The sequence below is a fragment of the Thermanaeromonas sp. C210 genome (genome assembly GCF_013167955.1).
Taxonomy (GTDB): domain Bacteria; phylum Bacillota; class DSM-521; order Neomoorellales; family Neomoorellaceae; genus UBA12545.
Genome location: NZ_BLWF01000002.1, coordinates 392,836 through 414,371, shown reverse-complemented (window position 1 = coordinate 414,371; position 21,536 = coordinate 392,836). Strand labels below are relative to the sequence as shown.

At 59.4% G+C, this 21,536-nt stretch carries 22 protein-coding genes and 1 pseudogene; 10 read left to right on the top strand and 13 right to left on the bottom strand.

The features are described from left to right. Positions 1-10 precede the first annotated feature (10 nt). A complete protein-coding gene (locus TAMC210_RS06130; protein WP_254388536.1) occupies positions 11-1,339 on the bottom strand; it encodes an NfeD family protein in 1,329 nt (442 codons plus the stop codon). A gap of 168 nt (positions 1,340-1,507) precedes the next feature. Beyond that, on the bottom strand, positions 1,508-2,083 hold the full coding sequence (rbr, locus tag TAMC210_RS06125; RefSeq protein ID WP_173297900.1) for a rubrerythrin: 576 nt from the start codon (positions 2,081-2,083) through the stop codon (positions 1,508-1,510). 335 nt (positions 2,084-2,418) lie between these two features. Here rbr and TAMC210_RS06120 point away from each other — a divergent pair, with 335 nt between their 5' ends. Continuing rightward, on the top strand, positions 2,419-3,201 hold the full coding sequence (locus tag TAMC210_RS06120) for a tRNA (adenine-N1)-methyltransferase (protein WP_173297899.1): 783 nt from the start codon (positions 2,419-2,421) through the stop codon (positions 3,199-3,201). Between the two features lie 40 nt (positions 3,202-3,241). Here TAMC210_RS06120 and TAMC210_RS06115 read toward each other — a convergent pair whose 3' ends face one another. The 8 genes from TAMC210_RS06115 to TAMC210_RS06080 all read right to left on the bottom strand — a co-directional run bounded on the left by TAMC210_RS06115 (position 3,242) and on the right by TAMC210_RS06080 (position 9,455). After that, positions 3,242-4,903 (bottom strand): bifunctional diguanylate cyclase/phosphohydrolase, encoded by a 1,662-nt coding sequence (locus TAMC210_RS06115; protein WP_173297898.1) that lies wholly within the window; start codon positions 4,901-4,903, stop codon positions 3,242-3,244. 108 nt (positions 4,904-5,011) lie between these two features. Further along, on the bottom strand, positions 5,012-5,143 hold the full coding sequence (locus tag TAMC210_RS06110; protein WP_173297897.1) for a cyclic lactone autoinducer peptide: 132 nt from the start codon (positions 5,141-5,143) through the stop codon (positions 5,012-5,014). A 20-nt stretch (positions 5,144-5,163) separates the two neighbouring features. Beyond that, positions 5,164-5,775 carry an accessory gene regulator ArgB-like protein gene (locus TAMC210_RS06105; protein WP_173297896.1) on the bottom strand — a complete coding sequence of 204 codons (612 nt, stop codon included), beginning with the start codon at positions 5,773-5,775 and terminating at the stop codon, positions 5,164-5,166. Further along, a complete protein-coding gene (locus TAMC210_RS06100) occupies positions 5,769-6,239 on the bottom strand; it encodes a hypothetical protein (RefSeq protein WP_173297895.1) in 471 nt (156 codons plus the stop codon). Before TAMC210_RS06100 ends, TAMC210_RS06105 begins: the two co-directional genes overlap by 7 nt. 186 nt (positions 6,240-6,425) lie before the next feature. After that, the gene (locus tag TAMC210_RS06095) at positions 6,426-7,172 is read right to left on the bottom strand and encodes an energy-coupling factor transporter transmembrane component T family protein (protein WP_173297894.1); all 747 of its coding nucleotides are present in this window, start codon (positions 7,170-7,172) and stop codon (positions 6,426-6,428) included. After that, positions 7,147-7,992, bottom strand: a complete 846-nt coding sequence (locus TAMC210_RS06090; protein ID WP_173297893.1) for an energy-coupling factor ABC transporter ATP-binding protein — start codon at positions 7,990-7,992, stop codon at positions 7,147-7,149. Before TAMC210_RS06090 ends, TAMC210_RS06095 begins: the two co-directional genes overlap by 26 nt. Then, complete coding sequence (locus TAMC210_RS06085; protein WP_173297892.1) at positions 7,989-8,852, bottom strand: energy-coupling factor ABC transporter ATP-binding protein; 864 nt, start codon at positions 8,850-8,852, stop codon at positions 7,989-7,991. Before TAMC210_RS06085 ends, TAMC210_RS06090 begins: the two co-directional genes overlap by 4 nt. A gap of 33 nt (positions 8,853-8,885) precedes the next feature. Then, positions 8,886-9,455 carry a tryptophan transporter gene (locus TAMC210_RS06080; protein ID WP_173297891.1) on the bottom strand — a complete coding sequence of 190 codons (570 nt, stop codon included), beginning with the start codon at positions 9,453-9,455 and terminating at the stop codon, positions 8,886-8,888. A 420-nt stretch (positions 9,456-9,875) separates the two neighbouring features. Between TAMC210_RS06080 and TAMC210_RS06075 the strand changes: the two genes are divergently transcribed. After that, positions 9,876-10,970, top strand: coding sequence for a DUF763 domain-containing protein (locus tag TAMC210_RS06075; protein WP_254388535.1), 1,095 nt, complete (start codon positions 9,876-9,878; stop codon positions 10,968-10,970). 65 nt (positions 10,971-11,035) lie between these two features. On the opposite strand, the gene hcp is transcribed toward TAMC210_RS06075, so the two are convergent. Continuing rightward, positions 11,036-12,319, bottom strand: coding sequence for a hydroxylamine reductase (gene hcp, locus TAMC210_RS06070; RefSeq protein ID WP_173297890.1), 1,284 nt, complete (start codon positions 12,317-12,319; stop codon positions 11,036-11,038). Positions 12,320-12,620: 301 nt separating this feature from the next. Here hcp and accD point away from each other — a divergent pair, with 301 nt between their 5' ends. Beyond that, complete coding sequence (accD, locus tag TAMC210_RS06065) at positions 12,621-13,472, top strand: acetyl-CoA carboxylase, carboxyltransferase subunit beta (RefSeq protein ID WP_173297889.1); 852 nt, start codon at positions 12,621-12,623, stop codon at positions 13,470-13,472. Then, the gene (locus tag TAMC210_RS06060) at positions 13,459-14,403 is read left to right on the top strand and encodes an acetyl-CoA carboxylase carboxyltransferase subunit alpha (protein ID WP_173297888.1); all 945 of its coding nucleotides are present in this window, start codon (positions 13,459-13,461) and stop codon (positions 14,401-14,403) included. Before accD ends, TAMC210_RS06060 begins: the two co-directional genes overlap by 14 nt. Positions 14,404-14,435: 32 nt before the next feature. On the opposite strand, the gene TAMC210_RS06055 is transcribed toward TAMC210_RS06060, so the two are convergent. Further along, on the bottom strand, positions 14,436-15,098 hold the full coding sequence (locus TAMC210_RS06055) for a hypothetical protein (RefSeq protein ID WP_173297887.1): 663 nt from the start codon (positions 15,096-15,098) through the stop codon (positions 14,436-14,438). Between the two features lie 250 nt (positions 15,099-15,348). Here TAMC210_RS06055 and TAMC210_RS06050 point away from each other — a divergent pair, with 250 nt between their 5' ends. From TAMC210_RS06050 to TAMC210_RS06040, 3 genes and pseudogenes are all read left to right on the top strand, one after another. After that, the gene (locus tag TAMC210_RS06050; protein WP_173297886.1) at positions 15,349-16,974 is read left to right on the top strand and encodes a PAS domain-containing protein; all 1,626 of its coding nucleotides are present in this window, start codon (positions 15,349-15,351) and stop codon (positions 16,972-16,974) included. 13 nt (positions 16,975-16,987) lie between these two features. After that, positions 16,988-17,326, top strand: a pseudogene (locus tag TAMC210_RS13325) (HD-GYP domain-containing protein); the annotation flags it as partial. Positions 17,327-17,668: 342 nt separating this feature from the next. Beyond that, positions 17,669-18,061 (top strand): response regulator, encoded by a 393-nt coding sequence (locus TAMC210_RS06040; RefSeq protein WP_173297885.1) that lies wholly within the window; start codon positions 17,669-17,671, stop codon positions 18,059-18,061. A gap of 60 nt (positions 18,062-18,121) precedes the next feature. Here the strand turns inward: TAMC210_RS06040 and TAMC210_RS06035 are convergent, their stop codons facing one another. Continuing rightward, complete coding sequence (locus tag TAMC210_RS06035) at positions 18,122-18,526, bottom strand: secondary thiamine-phosphate synthase enzyme YjbQ (protein WP_173297884.1); 405 nt, start codon at positions 18,524-18,526, stop codon at positions 18,122-18,124. A 172-nt stretch (positions 18,527-18,698) separates the two neighbouring features. Here TAMC210_RS06035 and TAMC210_RS06030 point away from each other — a divergent pair, with 172 nt between their 5' ends. The 3 genes from TAMC210_RS06030 to TAMC210_RS06020 all read left to right on the top strand — a co-directional run bounded on the left by TAMC210_RS06030 (position 18,699) and on the right by TAMC210_RS06020 (position 21,430). Then, positions 18,699-19,601 (top strand): HD-GYP domain-containing protein, encoded by a 903-nt coding sequence (locus tag TAMC210_RS06030; RefSeq protein ID WP_173297883.1) that lies wholly within the window; start codon positions 18,699-18,701, stop codon positions 19,599-19,601. Positions 19,602-19,667: 66 nt separating this feature from the next. After that, positions 19,668-20,426, top strand: a complete 759-nt coding sequence (locus tag TAMC210_RS06025; protein WP_173297882.1) for a tRNA lysidine(34) synthetase — start codon at positions 19,668-19,670, stop codon at positions 20,424-20,426. An 8-nt stretch (positions 20,427-20,434) separates the two neighbouring features. Next, on the top strand, positions 20,435-21,430 hold the full coding sequence (locus tag TAMC210_RS06020) for a radical SAM protein (protein ID WP_173297881.1): 996 nt from the start codon (positions 20,435-20,437) through the stop codon (positions 21,428-21,430). The last annotated feature ends 106 nt before the right edge of the window (positions 21,431-21,536 follow it).

The following is a 21,536-nucleotide window of genomic DNA, read 5'->3' as shown; positions in this document are numbered from 1 at the left end:
TCTCCTTTCGTTAAAGCTTTTTTACCTTTAGTTTTAACCCCTCTACGCCGATAATCTTCACCTTCTCGCCGGCTTCTATCGGCTCTTCACTTTCGGCCTTCCACCGTTCTCCTTCTACCAGCAGGAAGCCCTCGGGTTTCAAATCCGTCAAGGCCACGCCTATCGTACCGGCCAGGCTTTCCTTTCCGGTTACCGCCGGGCGACGCTGGGCTTTGACTACGGCACCTAAAAGAAAGGTCACAAATCCTACCATAGTCAGGGCAGTAAGAAGTATGAGGCTCAGGCTCACGCGGAAGGCAGGGGGTCCTCCGCTGAAAAGCATGAGGGAGCCCAATATGAAGGATACCAGCCCTCCGGCCGCCAAGAGGCCGTGGCTGACCACAAAAACTTCAGCTGCCAGGAGCCCCAGACCCAGAAGGAGCAGGACCAGACCGCTCAACTGGGCATTGAGGGTGCCCAGGGCGTAAAGGCCGAGAACCAGGCTGATCCCGCCTGCAACTCCCGGAAATACGGCGCCGGGGTTGTATAGTTCGGCCAAGAGCCCGATAGTGCCGATGCTCATGAGGATGTAAGCGATATTGGGGTCGCTTATCCCGAACAGCAGCCGTTGAACTGAACTCATTGGTATTTCCCGCACGGGGAGGCCGGCCACATTCAGGTCAACCTCGCGGCCGTCCACCATGCTAACCTTCCGCCCCTGGAGCTGGGCCAAAAGTTCGGCCCGGTCGGAGGCCCGGAGGTCCACCAGCTTGGCCTGGATGGCCTCGCCGTCGGTAAAGGATTTGCTTTCCAGAACGGCCAGTTCAGCCTGGGAGGGGTCCCGCCCCCTCCATTGGGCAATACTCCGTACCCAGGCGGCGGCATCCTGGGCCATTTTCTGCTTTTGGGTATCCGAGAGCCCGCTGTCGTTGTCCATGGCCACCGGATGGGCGGCGCCGATACGGCTGCCGGGCGCCATGGCGGCCACATGGGCGGCTATGGTAATAAAAGTGCCGGCGGAACCCGCCCAGGCCCCTGCGGGGGACACATATACCACTACGGGCACCCGGGAGTTCAATATGCTTTCTACAATTTTCTGGGTTGTCGCGTAAAGGCCGCCGGGCGTGCTAAGCTCAAGGATGACGCAAGCACCGTTTTCTTGGTAGGCCCGCTGGATCCCGTCCTGGATATAGTCAGCTACCACGGGGACAATGGGGCCTTCCACCCGCAAGACATAGACAGCAGGTGTACCGCTCCCTGGCCCGGAGGACCCGACCGCCGGAGGGGGGAAAAGGGTCTGGGATAAAACCAAAAACAACAGAAAAAAGCCAAAACTCCTGGTAAAAAAGCCCTTCATCATTCCCATCATCCTTTAAGACCATTTTATCATGTTTCCAGATAACATGCCAGGGCCTTTTCCTGTAAGGGGCTCCTAACCTCCGGGCGTGACGGGGGACAAAAAAAGCCCCCTTGGGAGGGGCCGCGTACTGGTGGGGAGAAAGAAATCCCCGAGGTAGTGTCCGGTTGTTTACTGCACCTTAACCAGGACTTCGAAGAAGGCGCGCGGGTGATTGCAGGCGGGGCAAGCCTGGGGCGCCGCCTGACCCTCATGGATGTAACCGCAGTTACGGCAGCGCCACGTTACTTTTTCTTCCCGCTCGAAAACACGTCCCTTGCGGAGGCTATCCAGGAGGGTGAGGTAGCGCTCCTCGTGCCCCTTCTCGGCTACCGCGATAGCCCGCAATACGGCCGCAATTTCCGGGAAGCCTTCCTTCTCGGCAGTTTCGGCAAAGGAGGGATACATTTGGGTATACTCATAGTTTTCCCCTCCAGCGGCGGCGGCCAGGTTCTCAGCCGTAGTCCCGATAACGCCGGCGGGGAAGGCGGCCGTGATTTCCACTTCGCCTCCTTCTAGAAACTTAAACAAACGCTTAGCATGCTCCTTTTCGTTTTCGGCCGTATCCAGAAAGATAGCGGCTATTTGCTCGTAACCTTCCTTCTTGGCCTGGCTGGCGTAAAAGGTATACCTGTTACGCGCCTGGGATTCCCCGGCAAAGGCCACCAGCAGGTTCTTTTCGGTCTGGGTTCCCTTGAGGCTGGGCATGGAATAAGACAACTCCTTTCCGGGCCAGGTCGGAGCCGGCCCTTGGTATTCTACTTTTAGGATCTAGAACAACTACTATTAATTTTAAAGGAGGGCTGCCCCAAAGTCCAGCTAATTTTTTCTTGGAGGCCCGTCTTATTTTCTGGGAGACCCTTTTTATTTCGCGAGAAAAAATACCACGGTGCGGCCGCCCGGGGGAGGCAGAAGTATGCTCCCGCCGGGGCTGACGGGTTTCGCGCTTGCCCTGGAGCCTCCTACTTATGCTACCATAAAGAGAGGCTACCTGAGACAGTTGGAAAGTAAATCCTTGTCAATACCGGGAGGTGAGGGGCTTTATGTTCCGCGAAGGAGATTGGGTTATTTTTACGGATAATCGTGTCTGTATGGTGGAGCGGCTGACTTCTCACCGCCGCCTGCATACCCACTGGGGTTACATTGAACACGATGACGTGCTGGGCCGGGAGCCGGGCAGCATAGTGGAAACTTCACGGGGCAAGAAGCTCTATGTATTTGCTCCCACCCTGGCCGATTATGTTATGCACATGCCCCGCAAAAGCGGTATTATCTACCCCAAGGATACCGGCATTATCTTACTGTGGGCAGACGTCTTTCCGGGGTCCAGGGTACTGGTAGGCGGGGTGGGGAGCGGCGGTCTCCTGCTGGCCGTCCTGCGGCAGGTGGGGGAAAAGGGGAGGGTGGTGGCTTATGATGTGCGCCAGGATATGTTAGACCGGGCGGCGGAAAACGTAAAGGGCTACTTCGGGGACCTCCCCCCCTACTTGGAACTCAGGCTGGGGGACATTTACGCACCGGAAGACCTGGAGGAGGACTTCGATCGGGTTCTCCTGGACGTGCCGGAGCCCTGGCGGGCGCTGGAGACGGTTTGCCGGGTTCTCCTGCCGGGCGGCATCCTGTGTTCCTACCTGCCCTCTATCCTCCAGGTGGCCCGGTTTGAGAACCTTTTGCGGAGAACGGAGTCTTTTGCCCTGATAGAAACCTTGGAGGTCATGATGCGGGGGTGGCATATAGAAGGCCGGGCCATAAGGCCCCAGCATCGCATGGTGGGTCACACGGGCTTCTTGACCTTCGCCCGCCTTTCAAAAGGCGGAGCAGATTAACTGTTGTAAACCGGATTAGGGGTGGGTCATCCGGATTATCCTACCCCTCGCCGTACACTTCTTTTACTGCTTCCAGAAAGGGGGGAATTAGCGCGGGATCGTAGTAAGTTCCGCTGTGCCTCAGCAATTCCCGGCTGGCTTCTTCCAGGGACAGGGCTTGGCGGTAGGGCCGGTCGGTGGTCATAGCATCGAAGCTGTCGGCCAGGCGCACAATGCGGGCCAGAAGGGGGATTTCTTCTCCCCGCAAACCATCGGGATAGCCGGAGCCGTCGTAGTTCTCATGGTGGAAACGCAAGATCTGTGATATTTCCTGGAAAAATACTAAAGGTTTCACCATTTCTGCTCCCCATACGGTGTGGTTTTGCATGGCCTCCCGTTCTTCCGGGCTCAGGGGGCCCTTCTTGGTGAGGATGGCGCTGTCCACTTCAATTTTGCCCAGGTCGTGTAAGTAAGCACCGTAACGCAGGGTCTCCTTTTCCTCCCCGGAAAGGGGCAACTTTTCCGCCACAGCCAGGGCGTAGGACATAACCCTTTCCGAGTGGCCAAAGGTGTAGCGGTCTTTAATATTAATCAGGGCCACCAGGACCTGCAAGGTAGGGAAGGCTTCTTTCACTTTCATGGCACTGATCTCGCTGATAATAGAATGGTACAGGTAGTTTTTGTCCCGGGAGTACTTGGCCCTGAACAGGTCGTTTTCCGCCGCCCGGATGAGGGACAGGGCATCGTTACCGTCGGCAGGGTAAGTGGCCAAACCGACCGAGAGGGTAAAGGGTTTAAAGGGCGGCTTCCCCTCCCCGCCCGCCAGGGTTCTGGTAGCCTCCTCCATGAGTCTTACCTTTAGGCGGCAGGCGGTCTCCGCCGCCTGGCCCTTGCCTCTGCCGGGCAGGACCAGGGCGAATTCGTCGCTGCCGTAGCGGGCAGCACAGGATGGCTCCTTTACCTCTTCCTGCAGCAGCCGGCCCAGGGCGGCCAGGAGCTGGTCTCCCTTGGGATAGCCGTAAACGGTGTTGAAATACTTGAACTGGTCGATGTCCAGCAATATTAACGAGAGAGGAAGGTTACTGCTGGCCGCTTCCCGTATCTTCCCGCCCAGATTTTCCTGTAGATAGCGGTGGTTGTACAGTCCGGTGAGTTGATCGTAGTCGGCCAGGCGCAGCAGCTCTTGCTGAGTTTGCCTCTCCACTTCCATCAAGCCGCCCACCAGCCAGGCCAGGAGAACTACCACCCCGGTCAAAATACTGTCAGCTTGGAAGACTGCGGCGGGCAAGGAGCCGTAAACTCGGTAATCCAGGAAAAAGAGGAGGGCGGAGGCCACGGCAGCTGCTGCCGTGCCGGCAACCTTTCCGAAGCTGGTGGCAGTGATAACGATAGGGACGAGGACCAGGACCTTGGCGCCGAAGAAATTGCGGCTGTACCAAAGGAAGGCAAAGGTTACAGGGAAAATGATGGTGAGGAGTAAGATTTCGTCCCTATGGGGGTGGCCTAGGAAGGATACTCTGGGGAGGAGCTTGCGCGAGACATATACAATTATACCTATCACGGAGGCGCTAAACACGGCGACCGCGTAAACGGAGAAATGCAGGCCTAGAGGCAGGTTATAAAAGCTAAAAATAATCATCAAGACAAGCAAGAGGCTTACAATATGGGTGACCAAAATGTACTCGGATATTTCTTCAGCTCTTTTCTCTTCCCATTTGCGCATCTAGAGTTCTCCCGTCCCTCGAAATGGAGGCCTCAATTTCTCCTCCTCTGACCGTTCGCGCTTCACCGGGGCGCGGGGAAGGGCGGGTTCCCCGCGCCCACCGGGGCGTTACTTGAGCAGGGACTTGGGTACTTCGGGTTGGTGCCAGAGCAAAGCACAGGTTGGCTTGACCCCGACGGCTGCGGCAAAGGCCAGCAAGCTGAAGGCAACCGGCAGCAGGCGATAGAATAACTTCTTCATCCTCTCTACCTCCCTGATGATTAACTCAGTTTGTCTACGAAAGCGGCAAACCTGTGACCCGCCCTTGTCAACGAAAAGGTTTGCCACCCTAGACCCAGACTCAGGGCCAGCACCAGGTTGTAAGCGCCGGCTTTTAAGAGGGCAACCTGAGCAGCGGTGATAAGGATGACGGCTGCTACCGACAGGCGGCGCAGGTTGCGGCGGTAATCCGCCGAGAGGATGGGTTTGGCCGGGGAATCCACCGGCGCCATCCGGACAACGGTGGGCAGGCACACTGCCGAAACAGCCGCCAGGACGAGAAGCAGGCCGGAGGCCCCCATGCCGGGCGCCGCCGCGTCGGCTATTTTACCTAGGAGGGGGAAAAGGGCCATACCTACCAGGGTACAGGTGAGGGGGGAGCGGGTGTGGGCACCGCCGGACCACAGCCGCAGAAAACCGGCGCTGAAGGTGGCCGCCAGGGTGGCCGGTAAGCAGCCCAGGAGGCGGCCCACCAGCACGATAGCCAGGAGGCCGGTAAGGGGATAAAGGATGGTTTGCAGGCCGTAAAGGGCGATTTCCTCTTGCTCCGGGGTTAGCTGGAGCTTTTCTCTGAGATAAGCTGCGGCCGGCCGCGCAATGTTTAACTTCAGCATACCAATCCCCTCTTGCGGTTGTAATAGTCCTTGCCCAGGGCCACGGCCAGGAGGACCATCATGTCCGGAAGGGCGAAGGCCGCCCTTAAGAAAGGATCGGCAAATACCTCTTCATACTGCAGTCCCGTAAAGCTCAAAAGAGGCCTGACATATATCAGCTCAGTGACACCGAGCAGGGCGAAACAAACTAAAGCGGAGAGGAAGGTCTTGCTCAACTGGGCCCGGGTGAAGAGCCGAGTATAGATAGATATAGAAATAATGAGAATGACCGAGTGCATGCCGAAGGCAATGGGTAGAAGGCGCACCAGATTGGTAAGGGTCTGCAGGAGGCCGACCAACACGACCCTCCTGTCCCAGATACGTAAATTTAGGAGGCTGAACACCACCATAGCCATGAGCATGCTTTCGGGCAAGTCTTGGAGGAGCAGGGCATACAAAAGACCGGGGAAGGTTTCCCGAACCATTTAGATAGTTACCTGGATTGCTGGTTATTTCTGCTGTTTTCTTACTTACTTAGAAGTTCAATTCGACGCAGACAGGTTTTCTCCTGCCAAATGATGCAAAGAAAACCAACCAATATAGGCCTGGAAACGGTCCCGTAGCAGGCTGAAAATACCGGACGCCGTCAGGTCGACGGCGTCCTAAAGAGCTTACAGGACAATCACAAGGAAGGTGAGCAAGGTGCAGGAGGCCATAACCGCTATATCGGCCGGCCGGAAGGCCATGGAACGCAGGTGAGTGCGCGGTCCGGTACCGAAGCCCCGGGTTTCCAGGGAGATGGCCAGGGTTCGGGACCGCCGGATGGAGACGAGGAGCAGGGGAAGGGCCACGGGGACTACGGCTTTGAGCCTCTTGATAAAATTGCGCCCCTCCAGGTCGCGGCCCCGGGCCCGCTGGGCTTGGAGGACGAGATCCAGTTGCTCCTGAAGGACCGGGATGAAGCGCAAAGAAGTAACCAGCATGAAGGCGTAAAGATACGGCACCTTCAACTTTTCTACAAAGGCCACCACCATATCTTTGGGGTTGGTGGTGGCCAGGAGCACCGGAATGGTAGAAGTCATGACCAGCATTCTAAGGGCCAGCACGGTGCATGCGTAAAGGCCCACATCGGTCACCCGGCCGAACCCTCTGCCGGGGAAGAGGGTGAGGACCGTGTTGCCTTCTTGAATTAAGAAGACCTGGAAGAGGAAGAAAAGGGCGGCCAGGAAGGCCAGCCCCTTGAGGGCCGGCCATACCTGCCGGAGCACCTTCCCGGCCCCGGCCACGGCCAGGACCGAGGCTAACAGAAGGAGCAGGGGGAGGGGCCCCCGGAGAAAGAAGGCGGCAGTCACCACGGCCAGGGACCAGACCACCTTGGTTAGAGGATGGAGATCATGCAGGAAGGATGCGGACGGCATGGTCCTCACCCCTTAACATAAGACAGACTTCCCGGAAGAGATCCTCCGGTGTGAGCACGTTGGGGAACAGCCCGGCTGTCCGGTAAGGGCTGATCAGTCTTACTATAGCAGGGGGGAGAAGGCCGGCCGCGGCCAGGATGTCATCCCGGGAGAAGACCTCGGTCAAGGACCCCTCCAGTAACAGCCTTCCCTCGCCCAGGACGAAGGCCTTTTCGGCATATCGTACTACCATCTCCATGTCGTGGGTTACCAGTATTATGGTATGCCCTCTCCGGTGCAACTCCTTTATTATGGCCATTATTTCCCGAGCCTGGCGGTAATCTTGACCCGTGGTGGGTTCGTCCAAGACCAGGATCTCGGGCCGCATGGCCAGGACGGAGGCCAGGGCCACCCTCTGGCGCAGCCCCTTACCGAGCCTCCAGGGGTTGGCGCCCAGGTAGTCCGTTAAACCCACCTGGGCAGCGGCCTCGGCCACCCGCTCCTCAATCTCCCGGCCCTTAAGGCCCAAATTCCTGGGACCAAAGGCAATTTCCTGGGCTACCGTGGGCAGGAAAATCTGGTGGTCGGGATTCTGGAACAAAAAACCTACTTTGCGGGCCAGCTCGGACGTTCTGGCCCGGGCGGTGTCCAGACCGGCGATGAAGAGGCGGCCTCCTGTGGGCTTGAGGAGGCCGTTAAGGTGCTTCAGCAAGGTGGTTTTCCCGGAGCCGTTGCGGCCAATTAAGGCTACGAACTCCCCCTTCTTTATATAAAAAGAAACATCCTTTAGGGCTTGCAGGCCGTTAGGATAAGTGAAACTCAAGTTCTCGGCCCGGATCACGGTATCCCCTCCTTACCGAGGAGTCGACCCAGTTCCTCCCGGCCTTCCTCCACCGTCAGGGGTAAGTCCTGGGTATAGAGGCCCGCCCGTCGCAGCAGCCTGAAAAAAGCGGCGACCGGCGGCTCCTCCAACCCCAGTTCCTGGAGGAGTTTCTCCCGGCGCAGGATCTCGCGCGGCGGGGCGTCGGCCACTATGCGGCCCTTATGGAGGCAAACCAGCCGGGAGATATAGGGAGCCATGGCGGCCAGCTTTTGTTCAAGGAGGACGATGGTGAGGCGGTGGTCCCGGTTGAGGAGGCGCAGAACTTCCATGACTTCCAGAGTACCCTGGGGGTCGAGCTCGGAAGTGGGCTCGTCAAGGACCAGCACGGCGGGCCGCATGGCTACGGCGGCGGCAATGGCCACCCTTTGCTTCTGGCCTCCGGATAGCTCCTTGAGGCTGCGGCGGCGCAGCTCGCGGATGCCCACCATGGTTAAAGCTTCATCGATTCGCCGGAGCATTTCCTCCCGGGGAAGGCCCTGATTTTCCAGGCCAAAGGCCAGTTCTTCTTCTACCTCCGTAGCCACCAGCTGGGCCTCCGGGTCTTGAAAGACGCTGCCGATTACCCGGGCCAGGCGGGAACAGGGCGTTTCCGAGGTGTCCAGCCCGGCCACCACAACCCGGCCGGACCAACGGCCCCCCTGGAAGTGGGGGATCACGCCGTTTAAAGCCAGGGCCAGGGTGGTTTTGCCCGCCCCGGTGGGGCCGGTAACGCCCAGAAATTCTCCCTGCCGGACTACCAGGTTGAGGCCCGCCAGGGCCGGTACTTGGCTTTCACCGTAATAAAACGTAAAGTCTTGTACCTCAATTACAGGGTCCATCTTTAGCCCTCCCCGTGGTGGTGGAGGTTGCCCTCAAATATTCTTGATAAGTTCCTTTAACGGGAAATAAAGGACCTGGGCCAGGACGGCATTTACTGCCCCGGTCACGAGAACCACCATCAAAAGGTAGGTGTAGGCCGGGTTATTCGGCAGCGCTGCAAAAAGGGTGGCGGCCTTAAAAATAGTGATGTAGGTGAAGCCGCTGGCCAGGGTGCCCAGAAAGGTTACCACCAGAGGTTTGACGGCCGCCAGGAGGCGGTTCTTATCAAAGGGAAGATAAAGCAACAGGCCGGTGACTAATGCTCCTACGGGCTCGCTGATGAAATTCAAGTAAGGCAGCAGGGATTTGGTAGTAAAGTGGCATACAGCCGCGGCCACCAGTCCTATGCCCAGGACCTGGCCTAAGCGGGGCTTAAGGAGCATGATGCTCAGGACGTACATACCGATGACCAGGTTAGGGGTGATGCCGAAAAAGGGCGGGGTTATCATGCGCAGGACGGCTCCCGCCGCCAGCAGTACGGCTACCAGGACCACATCTACGGCCTGCAGACCCCTTCGGGAGACTTCCCGCAGTCTTACCTCCTCCACGGACGGTTCCTTCATAATTGCAACCTCCTTTACCCCGATTGGGTTTCATAAAAATAAAAACAGCCCGACGAAAACCGCCAGGCTGCTCTTCCTCCACCGGCAAGTCTCGTCTCCCCTCAACTCGTCTCCCCTGATCTCTGTCTCGGCTCCTAGGCTATACCATTTTTAGTTTGCTTCCAGCATACTAGAGCACGCCGTCCCTTGTCAAGGATAATTTTATTGACTTTGTCCCGGACCCGGCGCTATAATGGGGACGGCCTTCGACCGGGGAGTAAGGCGCTGCTGGCGGAGCCCCCGGGCCGGGGCACGCTGGCCCCTAAAGGACGGGAGGAATTCGTCTCGCCCCTTACGCCGATCCATTACCGGCGCGGCCCTCCTCAACCGCCCGGTTAGAAGGGAAGAGCAGGGCTCTTCCCGTGAAAGGGAGAAGGGAAAATGTTGCGGACGGGAACGGCCAGTTTGCCCCTCCACAGCGGCCACTGCCCGCCGTGGTTATTTGAGCGCATGCGCCGGTTATCCGGGGCCATTATAGAAGTGATCGTGCGGGAATTCGGACCCGGAGAAGTTTTGCGGCGGCTGAGCGATCCCCATTGGTTCCAGGCCCTGGGGTGCGTCCTGGGGTTTGACTGGCATTCCTCTGGCCTGACCACCACCCTTTGCGGAGCCCTGAAGGAAGGGATAAGGGACCGGGAGTGGGACCTGGGACTGGTCATTGCCGGGGGTAAAGGGCGGACTTCCCGGCAGACCCCCCAGGAAATCCTGAGGGCTGCCGAGCGTTACCCCCTGGCCCTGGAGCCGGAGCAGCTCATCTATGCCAGCCGCATGGCGGCCAAGGTGGATAACACCGCCGTGCAGGATGGATACCAGCTCTACCACCACGTTTTTATCTTTACCTTCGACGGCCAATGGGCCGTGGTCCAGCAGGGCATGAACGAACATACCCGCCTGGCCCGGCGCTACCACTGGCTGGGGGAGCAGGTCGGGAGTTTTGTTTGCGAGCCCCATGCGGCAGTGTGCTGCGACCGCCGCGGCGAGGTCCTCAACATGGTGGCAGAAGAAGGCGAGGCCTCCCGCCGGGTGGTAACCGAACTGGCCCGGGAAAAACCGGAAAAGATAGTACGGGAGTTTCGCCGGATACTGGAAAGGAGCTCTTCCGGCCTGGCCAACCTCCGGCTCCCCTGGCGCCACGATATTCCTCGGGCCGATTATCTAAACAGGACCTTGTTGAAAGTCTATGCTTCCCCGCCCTCCGACTTCGCCGGGCTGCTGGGCACGGAGGGTGTCGGCCCCAAGACTCTGCGCGCCCTGGCCATGGTGGCCGAGGTAGCCTACGGTGCTCCCGCCAGTTTCCGCGACCCGGTGAAATACAGTTTTGGCCACGGCGGCAAGGACGGCCATCCCTACCCGGTGGACCGACGGGTTTACGACCGCTCCATCGCCGTGCTGGAAAAGGCCCTGGCCGAGGCCAAGATTGGCCGCAGCGAAAAGATGCAGGCCCTCAAGCGGTTGGCCGCCCTGTACGGGGCCTGAAAACGGTAAAAGAAAAGGAAGAGCCGGACACCCCCCTTGAGAGGGCTGCCCGGCTCTTTTTTGCTCTACCCCAGGATGGCCTTGAGATCCTCTTCTGGAGTGGTAATGAGCTTTAGGCCGAACTTCTCCTGGAGGATTTTCAGGATATTGGGAGAGATAAAGGCCGGCGCCGAAGGGCCGATGCGGATGTCCTTGACCCCCAGGTGGAGCAGGGTAAGGAGGATGGCCACGGCCTTCTGCTCGAACCAGGACAGGATGAGGCTTAAGGGCAGCTCGTTAACGCTGCAGTTAAAGGCCTCAGCCAGGGCCAGGGCCACCCGGATGGCAGAATAGGCGTTGTTGCATTGACCCATGTCCAACAGGCGCGGAATGCCGTCTATTTCCCCCAGGTCCATATAATTGAAGCGGTACTTGCCACAGCCAAGGGTGATGACCACACAATCCTGGGGTATTTTGCTGACCAGTTCGGTGTAGTAACTCCGGCCCGGCTTGGCTCCGTCACAACCTCCGACTAGGAAGAAGTGCCGGATTTTACCCTCCTTGACCGCGGCCACGATCTTATCGGCCAGGCCTAGGACGGCTTGGTGATGAAAGCCGGTAACCACCTTACCTCCCTCCCTGGCCGGCAGAGGCGGCAGGCACTTGGCCTTTTCGATGACCGGCCGGAAGTCCCGGTTCTTGATGTGGGTGACCTCCGGCAGGCCGGCTATGCCGCAGGTGAACATCCGGTCTTTATAGGATTCCTTGGGAAGCAGAACGCAGTTGGTGGTGGCCACGATGGCCCCCGGGAATTCTTCGAATTCCCGCCGCTGATTCTGCCAGGCCGAACCGTAGTTGCCTGCCAGGTGGGGGAACTTCTTCAGCTCCGGATAGGCATGGGCCGGGAGCATTTCTCCATGGGTGTATACGTTAATGCCGGTTCCTTCCGTCTGTTTAAGGAGCTCATAAAGGTCCAGCAGGTCGTGGCCGGTAACCAGAATGCCCGGGCCGGCCTTGGTGCCGGTGGACACCTCCGTGGGCACCGGGGCACCGAAGCGCTCCACATGGGCCCGGTCCAGCAGTTCCATAACCTTAAGGTTAACGGCGCCGCACCTTAAGAGGAGTTCCAGGAAGCGCTCGGCATCAAAGTCCACGTTGGTCAGGGTAGAGAAAAGGGCCTCGTGCATGAAGGCATCGATTTCTTCATCGCGGGCCCCCAGCTCCCGGGCGTGGTAAGCGTAGGCCGCCACCCCCTTCAGGCCGAAGACAAGGGTGTCCTGCAGGCTGGCTATATCCTCATTCTTGCCGCAGACGCCCACCCTCGTACAGCCGGTTCCCCCGGCCGTCTGTTCACATTGATAACAGAACATAAGTATCTCCTCCCCTCTTTTCCGGGTGCTTCCGTAGCGATCCCCGGGGCCGGGACTTTTTAGGATCTCCTGCCTACCCGGCCCTTTCATAGTTGCTGCGGAAGCACCTCTTCAATTTGCATGGCAGAGGTTTTGCCGGTTTATGTCCTCCGGCGATCATATTAAGGGAAAATCCAGTAGAAAACTGTGATTTACCTCACACCTGGAAGGGAACTTTTTGCTGGCCGCCGGCCGGGGAATGTGTTATAATTTAACATCAGGTAATAAAATCAACTACTAGCAGGAGGCGATAAACTCTTAGATGTTTCCCGGGCTTAAGAGGACGCGCTACATAGAGGTGCATGCTTCCGCGTATGCCCGCGAAAATCCCCTGGGAAAATGCCCGGAGTGCCGGGAGATCTTAATACAGAAGCAGCTGGAAGACAACCTTAAGGTATGCCCCCACTGCGGATACCATTTCCGCCTCACGGCCGCCGAGCGGCTGCAACAAACCGTGGATGAGGGCACCTTCAGGGAATTGGACGCGGAGCTCACCTCCAGGGATCCCCTCTCCTTTCCGGGCTATGGGGAAAAACTGAAGGAAGCCCGTGAGGTTACCGGACTGCAGGAAGCGGTAGTCACCGGTTACGGTGAGATAGAGGGGGAGCCCTGCCTCCTGGCCGTAATGGACAGTCACTTTATGATGGGCAGCATGGGTTTGGTGGTGGGGGAAAAGATCGCCCGGGCCGTGGAGGCCGCCCTCCGGGAAGGGCTGCCCTTCGTGGCTTTCTGCGCTTCCGGCGGGGCCCGCATGCAAGAAGGGACCCTGTCGCTGCTGCAGATGGCCAAAATAGCAGGCCTGCTGCAGGAATTCGGCCGGGCGGGCCTCCTTTACATCAGCGTTTTGACGGATCCCACCACCGGCGGCGTCACGGCCAGTTTTGCCTCCCTGGGGGACATCATCATCGCCGAACCCCGGGCCCTCATCTGCTTTACCGGGCCCCGGGTCATCGAGCAAACCATAGGGCAAAAGCTGCCGGAGGGTTTCCAGCGCGCAGAGTTTATGCTGGCCAAGGGGTTTGTTGACCTGATCGTCCCCCGCAAGAACATGAAGGCCACCCTGGCCAGGATTCTGAGGATGCACCCGCGAGGGGATAGGAATGCTGCTCTGTGAACGGAATTTGGCCCGGCTGCGGAGCAAGATAGAGGAGTTGGAGGAATTTTCCCGGGAGCACTCTTTTGATTTGAGTTCCGAGATCGGGATGCTCAAAGCGAGGGTGGAAATGCTTGAACGGGAACTATACAGCAACCTTAAAGCATGGGAGCGGGTTTATCTGGCCCGCCTGCCGGAAAGGCCGGGGGCCGTGGATTACATCCAGGCCATCTTCCCCGACTTCCTGGAACTCCATGGGGACCGCTGTTTCGGGGATGACCCGAGCATTGTAGGGGGGCTGGCTACCTTAGAGGGAAGGCCCGTTACCGTTATCGGCAACCGCAAGGGTAGGGATGCCAAAGAAAACTTGCAGTACAACTTCGGCATGGCCCACCCTGAGGGCTACCGTAAAGCACGCCGCCTCATGCAGCAGGCCGAAAAGTTCGGCCGTCCTGTTATTACCCTGGTGGATACGCCGGGGGCCTACCCGGGCACCGGAGCGGAAGAAAGGGGACAGGGAGAGGCCATCGCCCGGAACCTGGCGATGATGAGCACCCTTAGAGTGCCTATTGTTACGGTGATCATCGGCCAGGGAGGCAGCGGAGGCGCCCTGGCCCTGGCCGTGGCCGACCGGCTCCTCATGCTGGAGAATGCTTTTTTCAGCGTTATTTCCCCGGAGGGGTGCGCCAGCATACTCTTTAAGGACGCAGGCCGGGCCTGGGAGGCGGCCGAGGCCCTAAAACTTACGGCCCAGGACCTCTACCGCCTAAAAATAATCGACGAGATCATCCCCGAGCCCCTGGGTGGCGCCCACCGGGATAAAGGGGGCGTGGCCGCCCGGATCAAGGAGAGGCTTATTTTTCACCTTGAGGAATTGTCGCGGCTGAAAGGGGAAGAGCTGGTCCGGGCCCGCCGGGAACGCTACCGGCGGGTGGGGGCCGAATTCCTTTAGGGTTCCGCATGGCGGGCCCGGCAGGATGCCCTTTATTCAGACCGGCCGGTGAGTTCCGCGGCTAGGCCCTGGGACGCAGCAGTGTAGAAGGTAGGGCGCTCATGGGGATCCCCCGTCAGGCGGGCGAGGCGGCGCGCATCCTGCACCACCCGCCAGGCAGGGAGGTCTAGGGTTTTTTCACCGGCGGCAATCACGGCGGCCACCTCTTGGATGACCGCTGGTTCCAGCCCAGGGACGGCGGCCATAATCTGGCGGGCCCGGGAGGCAGCGTCGGGCCCGCCGCCGGCACCTCCCAGGTCGTAGAACAGGCAGGCCGCAATGGCCACGAGAGGCTCCACCCCTTCTTCCCGCGCCAGTTTTTCCGCCCAGCCTGCGGACTTCAAGGCCACGTTCAAAAGTTGTTTGTTATTCAGGTAGTTCTTCCGGGCTTCTACTTCTAGCTTATCCCGGAGGACCCGGGGCTGGCGCTGGTAGGTGAGGGCTATTTCTCCTAAACATTTGTGGGCATAGGAACACCATGCGGCGCACCCGGGATCAAAGCGCGGATTGGTCACGGGCTGCCGGCAATGGGGACATCTCACAGTAACGTCGTCCTTCCAAAATTCTATCGGGCCCCCGCAGTGGGGGCACGGCTCTTCAAAGATGTCCTCCGGCTTCCAGCAGCGCCTGTCCTGTCCGGGACAACGTCCTTCCATGGGTATCACCCCTGAACCTTGGTGTGTTTGCTGGTGGGCTCACAGAAGATTTTAACGGATGGCTTCGCCCTTTACCATGATGGAGATCACACGCCGGACAAGGAAAATAGAGGTAACGTGTCGAATCTATTCCAAATAGAGTAGCCACCCCACCGGGGAAGAAGGGGACAGGGAGAGGCCTTGGAAAGGCGGGGGTGGAGCCCCCCTTCGGACGAGGGATTTACCTTTCGCGGGCAGGAGACCGGCAGGTATGGAAAGGAAACTCGTGCTCTACTACCGTCTGGTTACGGGTTTGATCGGGCTTCTTACCTTGGGCCTGGTCATCATGTCGGTGCAACTGTGGTACGTGGGCCGTTCGGTTGTGGCCCTCAACCAGGCCCTCCTGGAAATCCACAGGATAGGCCAGCACAGCGCGGCTGTCACCCGCGAGGTGGCTGGCCGGTTGCTGACCGGGAGGCCGGTGGTGGCGGCTGCCCTCGAAGAATGTCCCGTGGTCCGGGATCTGGAAAGACTGGCCTCCGCCGTGCGGGGGGACCGGCACCTGGAAGGCCTTGTATGGGAAACCACCAGGCAGCACAGGAGTATACATAATGTTTTGACCCTCCTGGAAACCACCGCTTCCGGGCTTCGGCCTGGGGACGGGCGGGTCGAGGCATCCCGGTACTTTACGGAAGAACTGTTACCTGCGGTGTCCGGCCTTGACGCCCTGCTGGCCAGGATCCAGGAGACCCTGACGTCCAGACTGGAAGGGATGTGGGCGGGATATCGCATTTTCCACTGGCTGGTGACGGCCGGCGGGTTGGCCTTTACCGTGGCCGGCTTGATTTTTCTGGCCGTCTTTCAGCGAAGCATAGCCCGCACTCTGACCCAGCCCCTGGCCCGCATCTTCGGCCTGGTGGAGCAGGCGGTGAAGGCCGAGGTGCCGGCCGGGCGGCCCGGGGATGCCGAAGGGGAAATAGTCCGCCTGGAGAAGCTGGTAGACCTGGCCGCCAGGGTTTATTTCCGGGATGAGGAGGCGGTCAATGAAATCTTCACCCTCTGGGCGGATAAACTCGGAGAAGTTGATTTTAATGCTTTGATCCAGGACACCCTGGCCGTCCTTTACAACCGCGGGATTATTTTAGGCGGCGCCTACTACCGGTACGATGACGAAGGGGAGAGGCTGGAACTGGCGGTGAGGTATGCCCTCCCGGCAGAAGTAGAAACCGAGGTGCTTCCGGGACACGGCCCGGCCGGCCAGTGCGCCCGGGAGCTTCGCGTGATGGTTGGCTGGCAGGAATTCGATTTAGGCCACGGCTTGACCCCGCGGACAAGGGTGAAGGTGGTGGCTGCGCCCCTGGGGCTGGAAGAACTGCGGGGGGTGCTGCTGGTTCTCGTGCCGGCGGAAGACGGGGACCGGGAACACCTAATCCGCCTGTTTACGAGGCTCTCCCGGCTCCTGAGCCTCCTGCAGGAGAAACACGAGCGGGAGACGGAAAGGAAGGAGCTTCTGGAGGAAATAAGCCGCCAGGCCCGGACCGCCGAAGAAAAGCTGGCCCATGTCCAGGCGGTGCTGGAGAGCTCCCTGGACGGGATCTGCACCGTGGACCGGGAAGGACGGATTACCGCCTGGAACCGGGGGGCCGAGGTCATCACCGGCTATACGGCGGCCGAGGCCATAGGCAGGCCCTGCAGGGAGGTACTGGGCCATACCTATACTTCCGGAGAACCCATCTGCGGCTCCCACGACTGCGTGCTTTGCCGGGCCTTCGATGGGGAGAACGTCGAGGGGATGGAGGCTCTACTCCGGACCAAGGATAACCGGCGCCTTCCCATAAGGATAAGTGCGGCCCCCGTCAGGGTGGGAGAGGGCGGGATTAAAGAGATAGTGCCTTAATAAGCCCGGCCCCCTCACTCCCCAGGAACGACAGGTCATCTGCCAGCACCCGGAGGTCGGGGCCTGCATCCTCAGCCAGATGGACCGCACGAAGCCGCCGGTGCCCCTGGTGGGCAATCACCACGAGCGCCTGGACGGCAGCGGTTACCCGGCCGGAAAAAAGGCGGCGGACATCCCCTTTTTTGCCCGGATTTTGAGTGTGGCGGATGTCTACGATGCCCTGACCAGCGACCGTCCCTACCGTCCGGCCCTGCCGCGGGAACGCGCCCTGGCCATAATAGGGGAAGAGGTGGACAAGGGCTGGTGGGACCCGGAGGCATACAGACTTCTTGTCAAGGTCCTGGGCTGCTGAGTTATCCCCAGTTTTTGCTGGGAAGGCCTGCTTAGGCTTCAAGCGAGCGACTAAACCCGAGCGGCAGCCAAACTTAGCGAAGCCGAAAGCGGAGGCGGACCCGAGGGCATGGATGCCCGAGGCCGGCAACTGAGGCAGGATGCCGAATTTGCCGGGAAGTCCGCCGGAGCTTGAGGCTGAGTGATAGTTTGGCCTGCGAGGGTTTCCGGAGCGAGCTGAAGCCAAGCAGGCCTAGAAGCCAAACTGGGGATACGCCAGCCTGGGCGGAGGTGCCGGGGACAGGAGTTAGGGGGCTAACATGCGGGTGGCCCGGTGCGGCGCGCACGGGGAGGGTGGTAACCTGTGGACGCGGGGGAACCCCTTAAGATTCTAATCGCCGAGGACGACGACCTCAACCTGGAGCTCCTTCTTTCGGTGCTGGAAGGCATGGGAACCCTCATCGTAGCCGTCGATGGGTGGGAAGCCTGGTATAAATTCTGGGAAGAGGACCCTTCCCTGGTGTTCCTGGATATGCAGCTCCCCTCGGTGGACGGCTTCACCCTGGCCGGCTGGATGAAGGAGGCGCGGCCGAGGACCGCCATCGTAGGAGTGACGGCCTTCGCCATGCCCGGCGACCGGGAAAAGGTCCTGGCGGCGGGCTGCGACTACTACCTGGCCAAGCCCTTTGAAGTCGCCGAGGTCCGGCGGCTGGTCCGGACCCTTGCGGGGCAGGGCCCGGTGATGGGTTCCCCGTAGGGCGGCTTCCGTTCGGACCGGAGGGGGTGCCGGCGTGTACCTCCGTGGCCCTCGGACCCTTCACTCCGGGATGGGAGCCAGAAAAGTGGCCGTGACCTGGCGCCGGCGGGGACCGTCGAATTCGGCCAGGTAAATCCCCTGCCAGGTGCCCAGCCCGAGACGGCCCTGGAAAATAGGAACGAGGACCGAGGAGCCCGTCAGGACCGTTTTGATATGGGCGTCGCTGTTGCCCTCACCGTGGCGGTAGGCGCCCTGCCGGGGTACGAGATCGGCCAGGGTGGCCAGGATATCTTCCGCCACGTCGGGATCGGCATTTTCGTTGATGAGGATGCCGGCGGTGGTGTGGGGCACGAAAAGGAGCAGGGCCCCCTCGGTTACTTTATGCCGGGCAACTAGATCCCGGACTTGGTCCGTGATGTCGATGAGCTCCGCTCTCCGGCGGGACTGGACGGTCAGGTACGGCATGTTCCTCCCTCCTTCCGCGGTTCTTTCAACTTCATTCTAACAGATTTTTGCCTGCCCACAATTGCATTACGTGTTTAAGGCTAATAATCCTTGGGAGTAGGAATTTTTATAAAAGCTGTCGAATAATCGAAACAGGTCTTTCTACGCCTAAGCTTGGGGCAGGGAGAACGTTATGGGGCAGGCACCTGAAGTTGAGGAGCTCATGCTCCTGGATGAAGGTCCGGCTAAGCAAGTGTACCTGGAAGCCCAGGCAGTCCTCCACGACCTCTACCGGAGCTGCCGCTTGGGCAGCAACCGCCTGGCGGTGGAAGATGTAAGGGAGGCCGTGGCGGAGTTCATCGGCCGCATGCGGGAGAAGCAGGACGTCTTCCTGCAGATGGCCATGTTAAAGGATGTGGACCCCTATTCCGCCAGGCATTCCCTTAATGTGACTCTGCTGGCCACCTATCTCGGTTCTCGTCTCAAGCTTCCCGAAGAGGAATTGATGGTATTGGGCGTAGGAGCTATGCTCCACGATATCGGAAAGTTAGAAATACCCAGCGAGATTATCGGCAAGCCCGGAAGGCTCACTCCTGAAGAGTTCGAGGTGGTCAAGGGCCATCCGGAGGCAGGCTACCGGCGCCTGGAGGGGCTGGTAAGTGAGGAAGTAAGGCTAGTAGTGAGGGATCACCACGAGCGGTGTGACGGGAGTGGTTACCCCCGGGGTCTGGTAAAGGAAGAAATCACCCTGGCGGCCCGCTGTGTGGCCATTGCCGATGTTTACGATGCGGTGACTACCGACCGGTGTTACCGGCCCAAGCTTTTGCCCCATGAAGGGATGGAGCTTTTGATGGTGGAGAGCACCCGGGGCACCTTGGATTTAGAACTGGTCAAAATCTTCCTGCAGGAAATTGCCAGCTACCCGGTGGGCACCATTGTTCGCCTGACCAGCGGAGAAATAGCCAGGGTGGTGGCCCAGGAACCGGCGGTTCCCTTAAGACCCATCGTCGAAGTGCTCCGGCCCGAGGAAAGGTCGGGGGAGATTATCCGGCTTCTGGTCCACCCGTCGATACTTATTCAGGAAATCGTGGCCTGAGGGCGGCCACGGCGAAGGCCTTGACCCGGGCGGGCGATTAAGAGCAGCTGGGGACATGGGAGTTAAATGGGTGTGGATGAACGGGACATCATCGAGCATAAAGTAAAACGCAGTTACGGCAAATGGTTTCTGACGCCCGTGAAGCGGGCGGTTTATAAATACAACATGATTACCGCCGGTGACCGAATTGCGGTAGGGGCGTCCGGCGGGAAGGATAGCTCTATTCTCCTCTATGTGTTATGGCTGCTGCGCAACTTTTCCTCCCTGGACTTCCACTTTGAGGCCGTTTTTGTAGACCTGGGATGGGAGGTCGACTTCCGGCCCCTGGTCGGATTTTGCCGCCGACTCGACATCCCCTTCCATGTCGAGCGGACGGCTATTGGTCCCATTGTTTTTCAGTACAGGAGGGAATCCAATCCCTGCGCCCTTTGCTCCCACCTCCGCCGCGGGGCCCTGAACGAAGCGGCCCGGCGCCTGGGGTGTAACAAAGTAGCCTTAGGTCACCACCTGGACGATCTTCTAGAAACCTTCTTACTCAACTGGCTTTATAACGGCCGCTTTGCCACCTTTCTGCCCGTAACTTATCTGACGAGAAAAGGGCTCACAGTTATAAGACCCCTCATTTACCTCCCGGAGGCCACCGTGGCCGGAGTGGCCAAGGTAGAACACTTGCCGGTACTGCCCAATCCCTGCCCGGCTGCCGGCCGGACAAAACGCCACGAAGTAAAAAGGACGGTGAGCTTGCTGGCGGAGGACCATCCCCATATCCGCCACCGGTTCCTGGCGGCCCTAGAGGCTGCCGGATGGTTGGGAGAAGAAAGGTGACCGGGTGAATGCAAAAATTCGATTGGATCCAGGTACAAGTCACTTCTTATTGTAATGCCCGCTGCGGCTACTGCCCCCGGACGGCCTACAGCGGTGAGTGGATAAACACCCATATGGATTGGGAAACTTTCGTAAGATTGGAACCGTCCTTCCCCCAGGCCCGCATGGTTCACCTCCAGGGATGGGGTGAACCCCTCCTGCATCCCCGTTTTTTCGATATGGTAGCCCGCGCCAAGAAGGCGGGTTGCCTGGTGGGCGCCACTACTAATGGCACTCTGATAGACCCCCCGACGGCAAGGGAAATAGTAGCTTCCGGCATGGATGTGTTGGCCTTTTCCCTGGCCGGCACCGGGGAAGACCACGACCGGTGGCGTCAAAGTACCCGCTTGGAACAAGTGCTGGCTGCCATTAAAGAGGTGGAGGCGGCCAAGGGGCGGTATCGTACTGACAGGCCGTTCCTGCACGTGGCCTATATGCTGCTGCGCTCCGGCCTGGAAAGGCTAAAGCGGCTCCCGGACCTCCTCAAAGGTTTCGGTTTAAGGCAAGTGGTCATAACCACCTTGGATTTCGTACCCTCGGAGGAGCTGGCACGGGAGGCCTTTCTTTTCTGCGCGCCCGATGAACTCCAATATGCCCGGGTTTGTCTGGAAGAAGTCCGGCGCAAGGGTGGGAAGCAGGGGCTGGAGGTATATTACTATTTGGCGGATAGGAGCTGCTCCCGCCAGCTCTGTACAGAAAACGTCCTGCGCTCGGTGTTTGTGGCGGGAGATGGATCGGTAGCCCCGTGCGTCTTTGCCTGCCTCCCCGTCCGGGAGGGCGTGGTATACTACACCCCGTCCGGTTCCTTTGCTTACGAAAAGATGATCTTCGGCAACGTGCACAGCTTGACCCTGGACGTTCTTTGGGAGGAGCAGGCCTACGCGGATTTTCGCGCCTCCTTTGCCGCCCAAAGGCTGCGCACCCGTTGCCAAAGCTGCCCGAAACTTTACGCCGTAACCCCGTGATTTATGTTCTGCCCCTGGCGTGTCTTCACCATGAAGAACCGTAAAGGGGAGCAGCTCATTAAGTAAAGTACAATTGCACCCCTTACTTACTTTGAGACGCGCATGC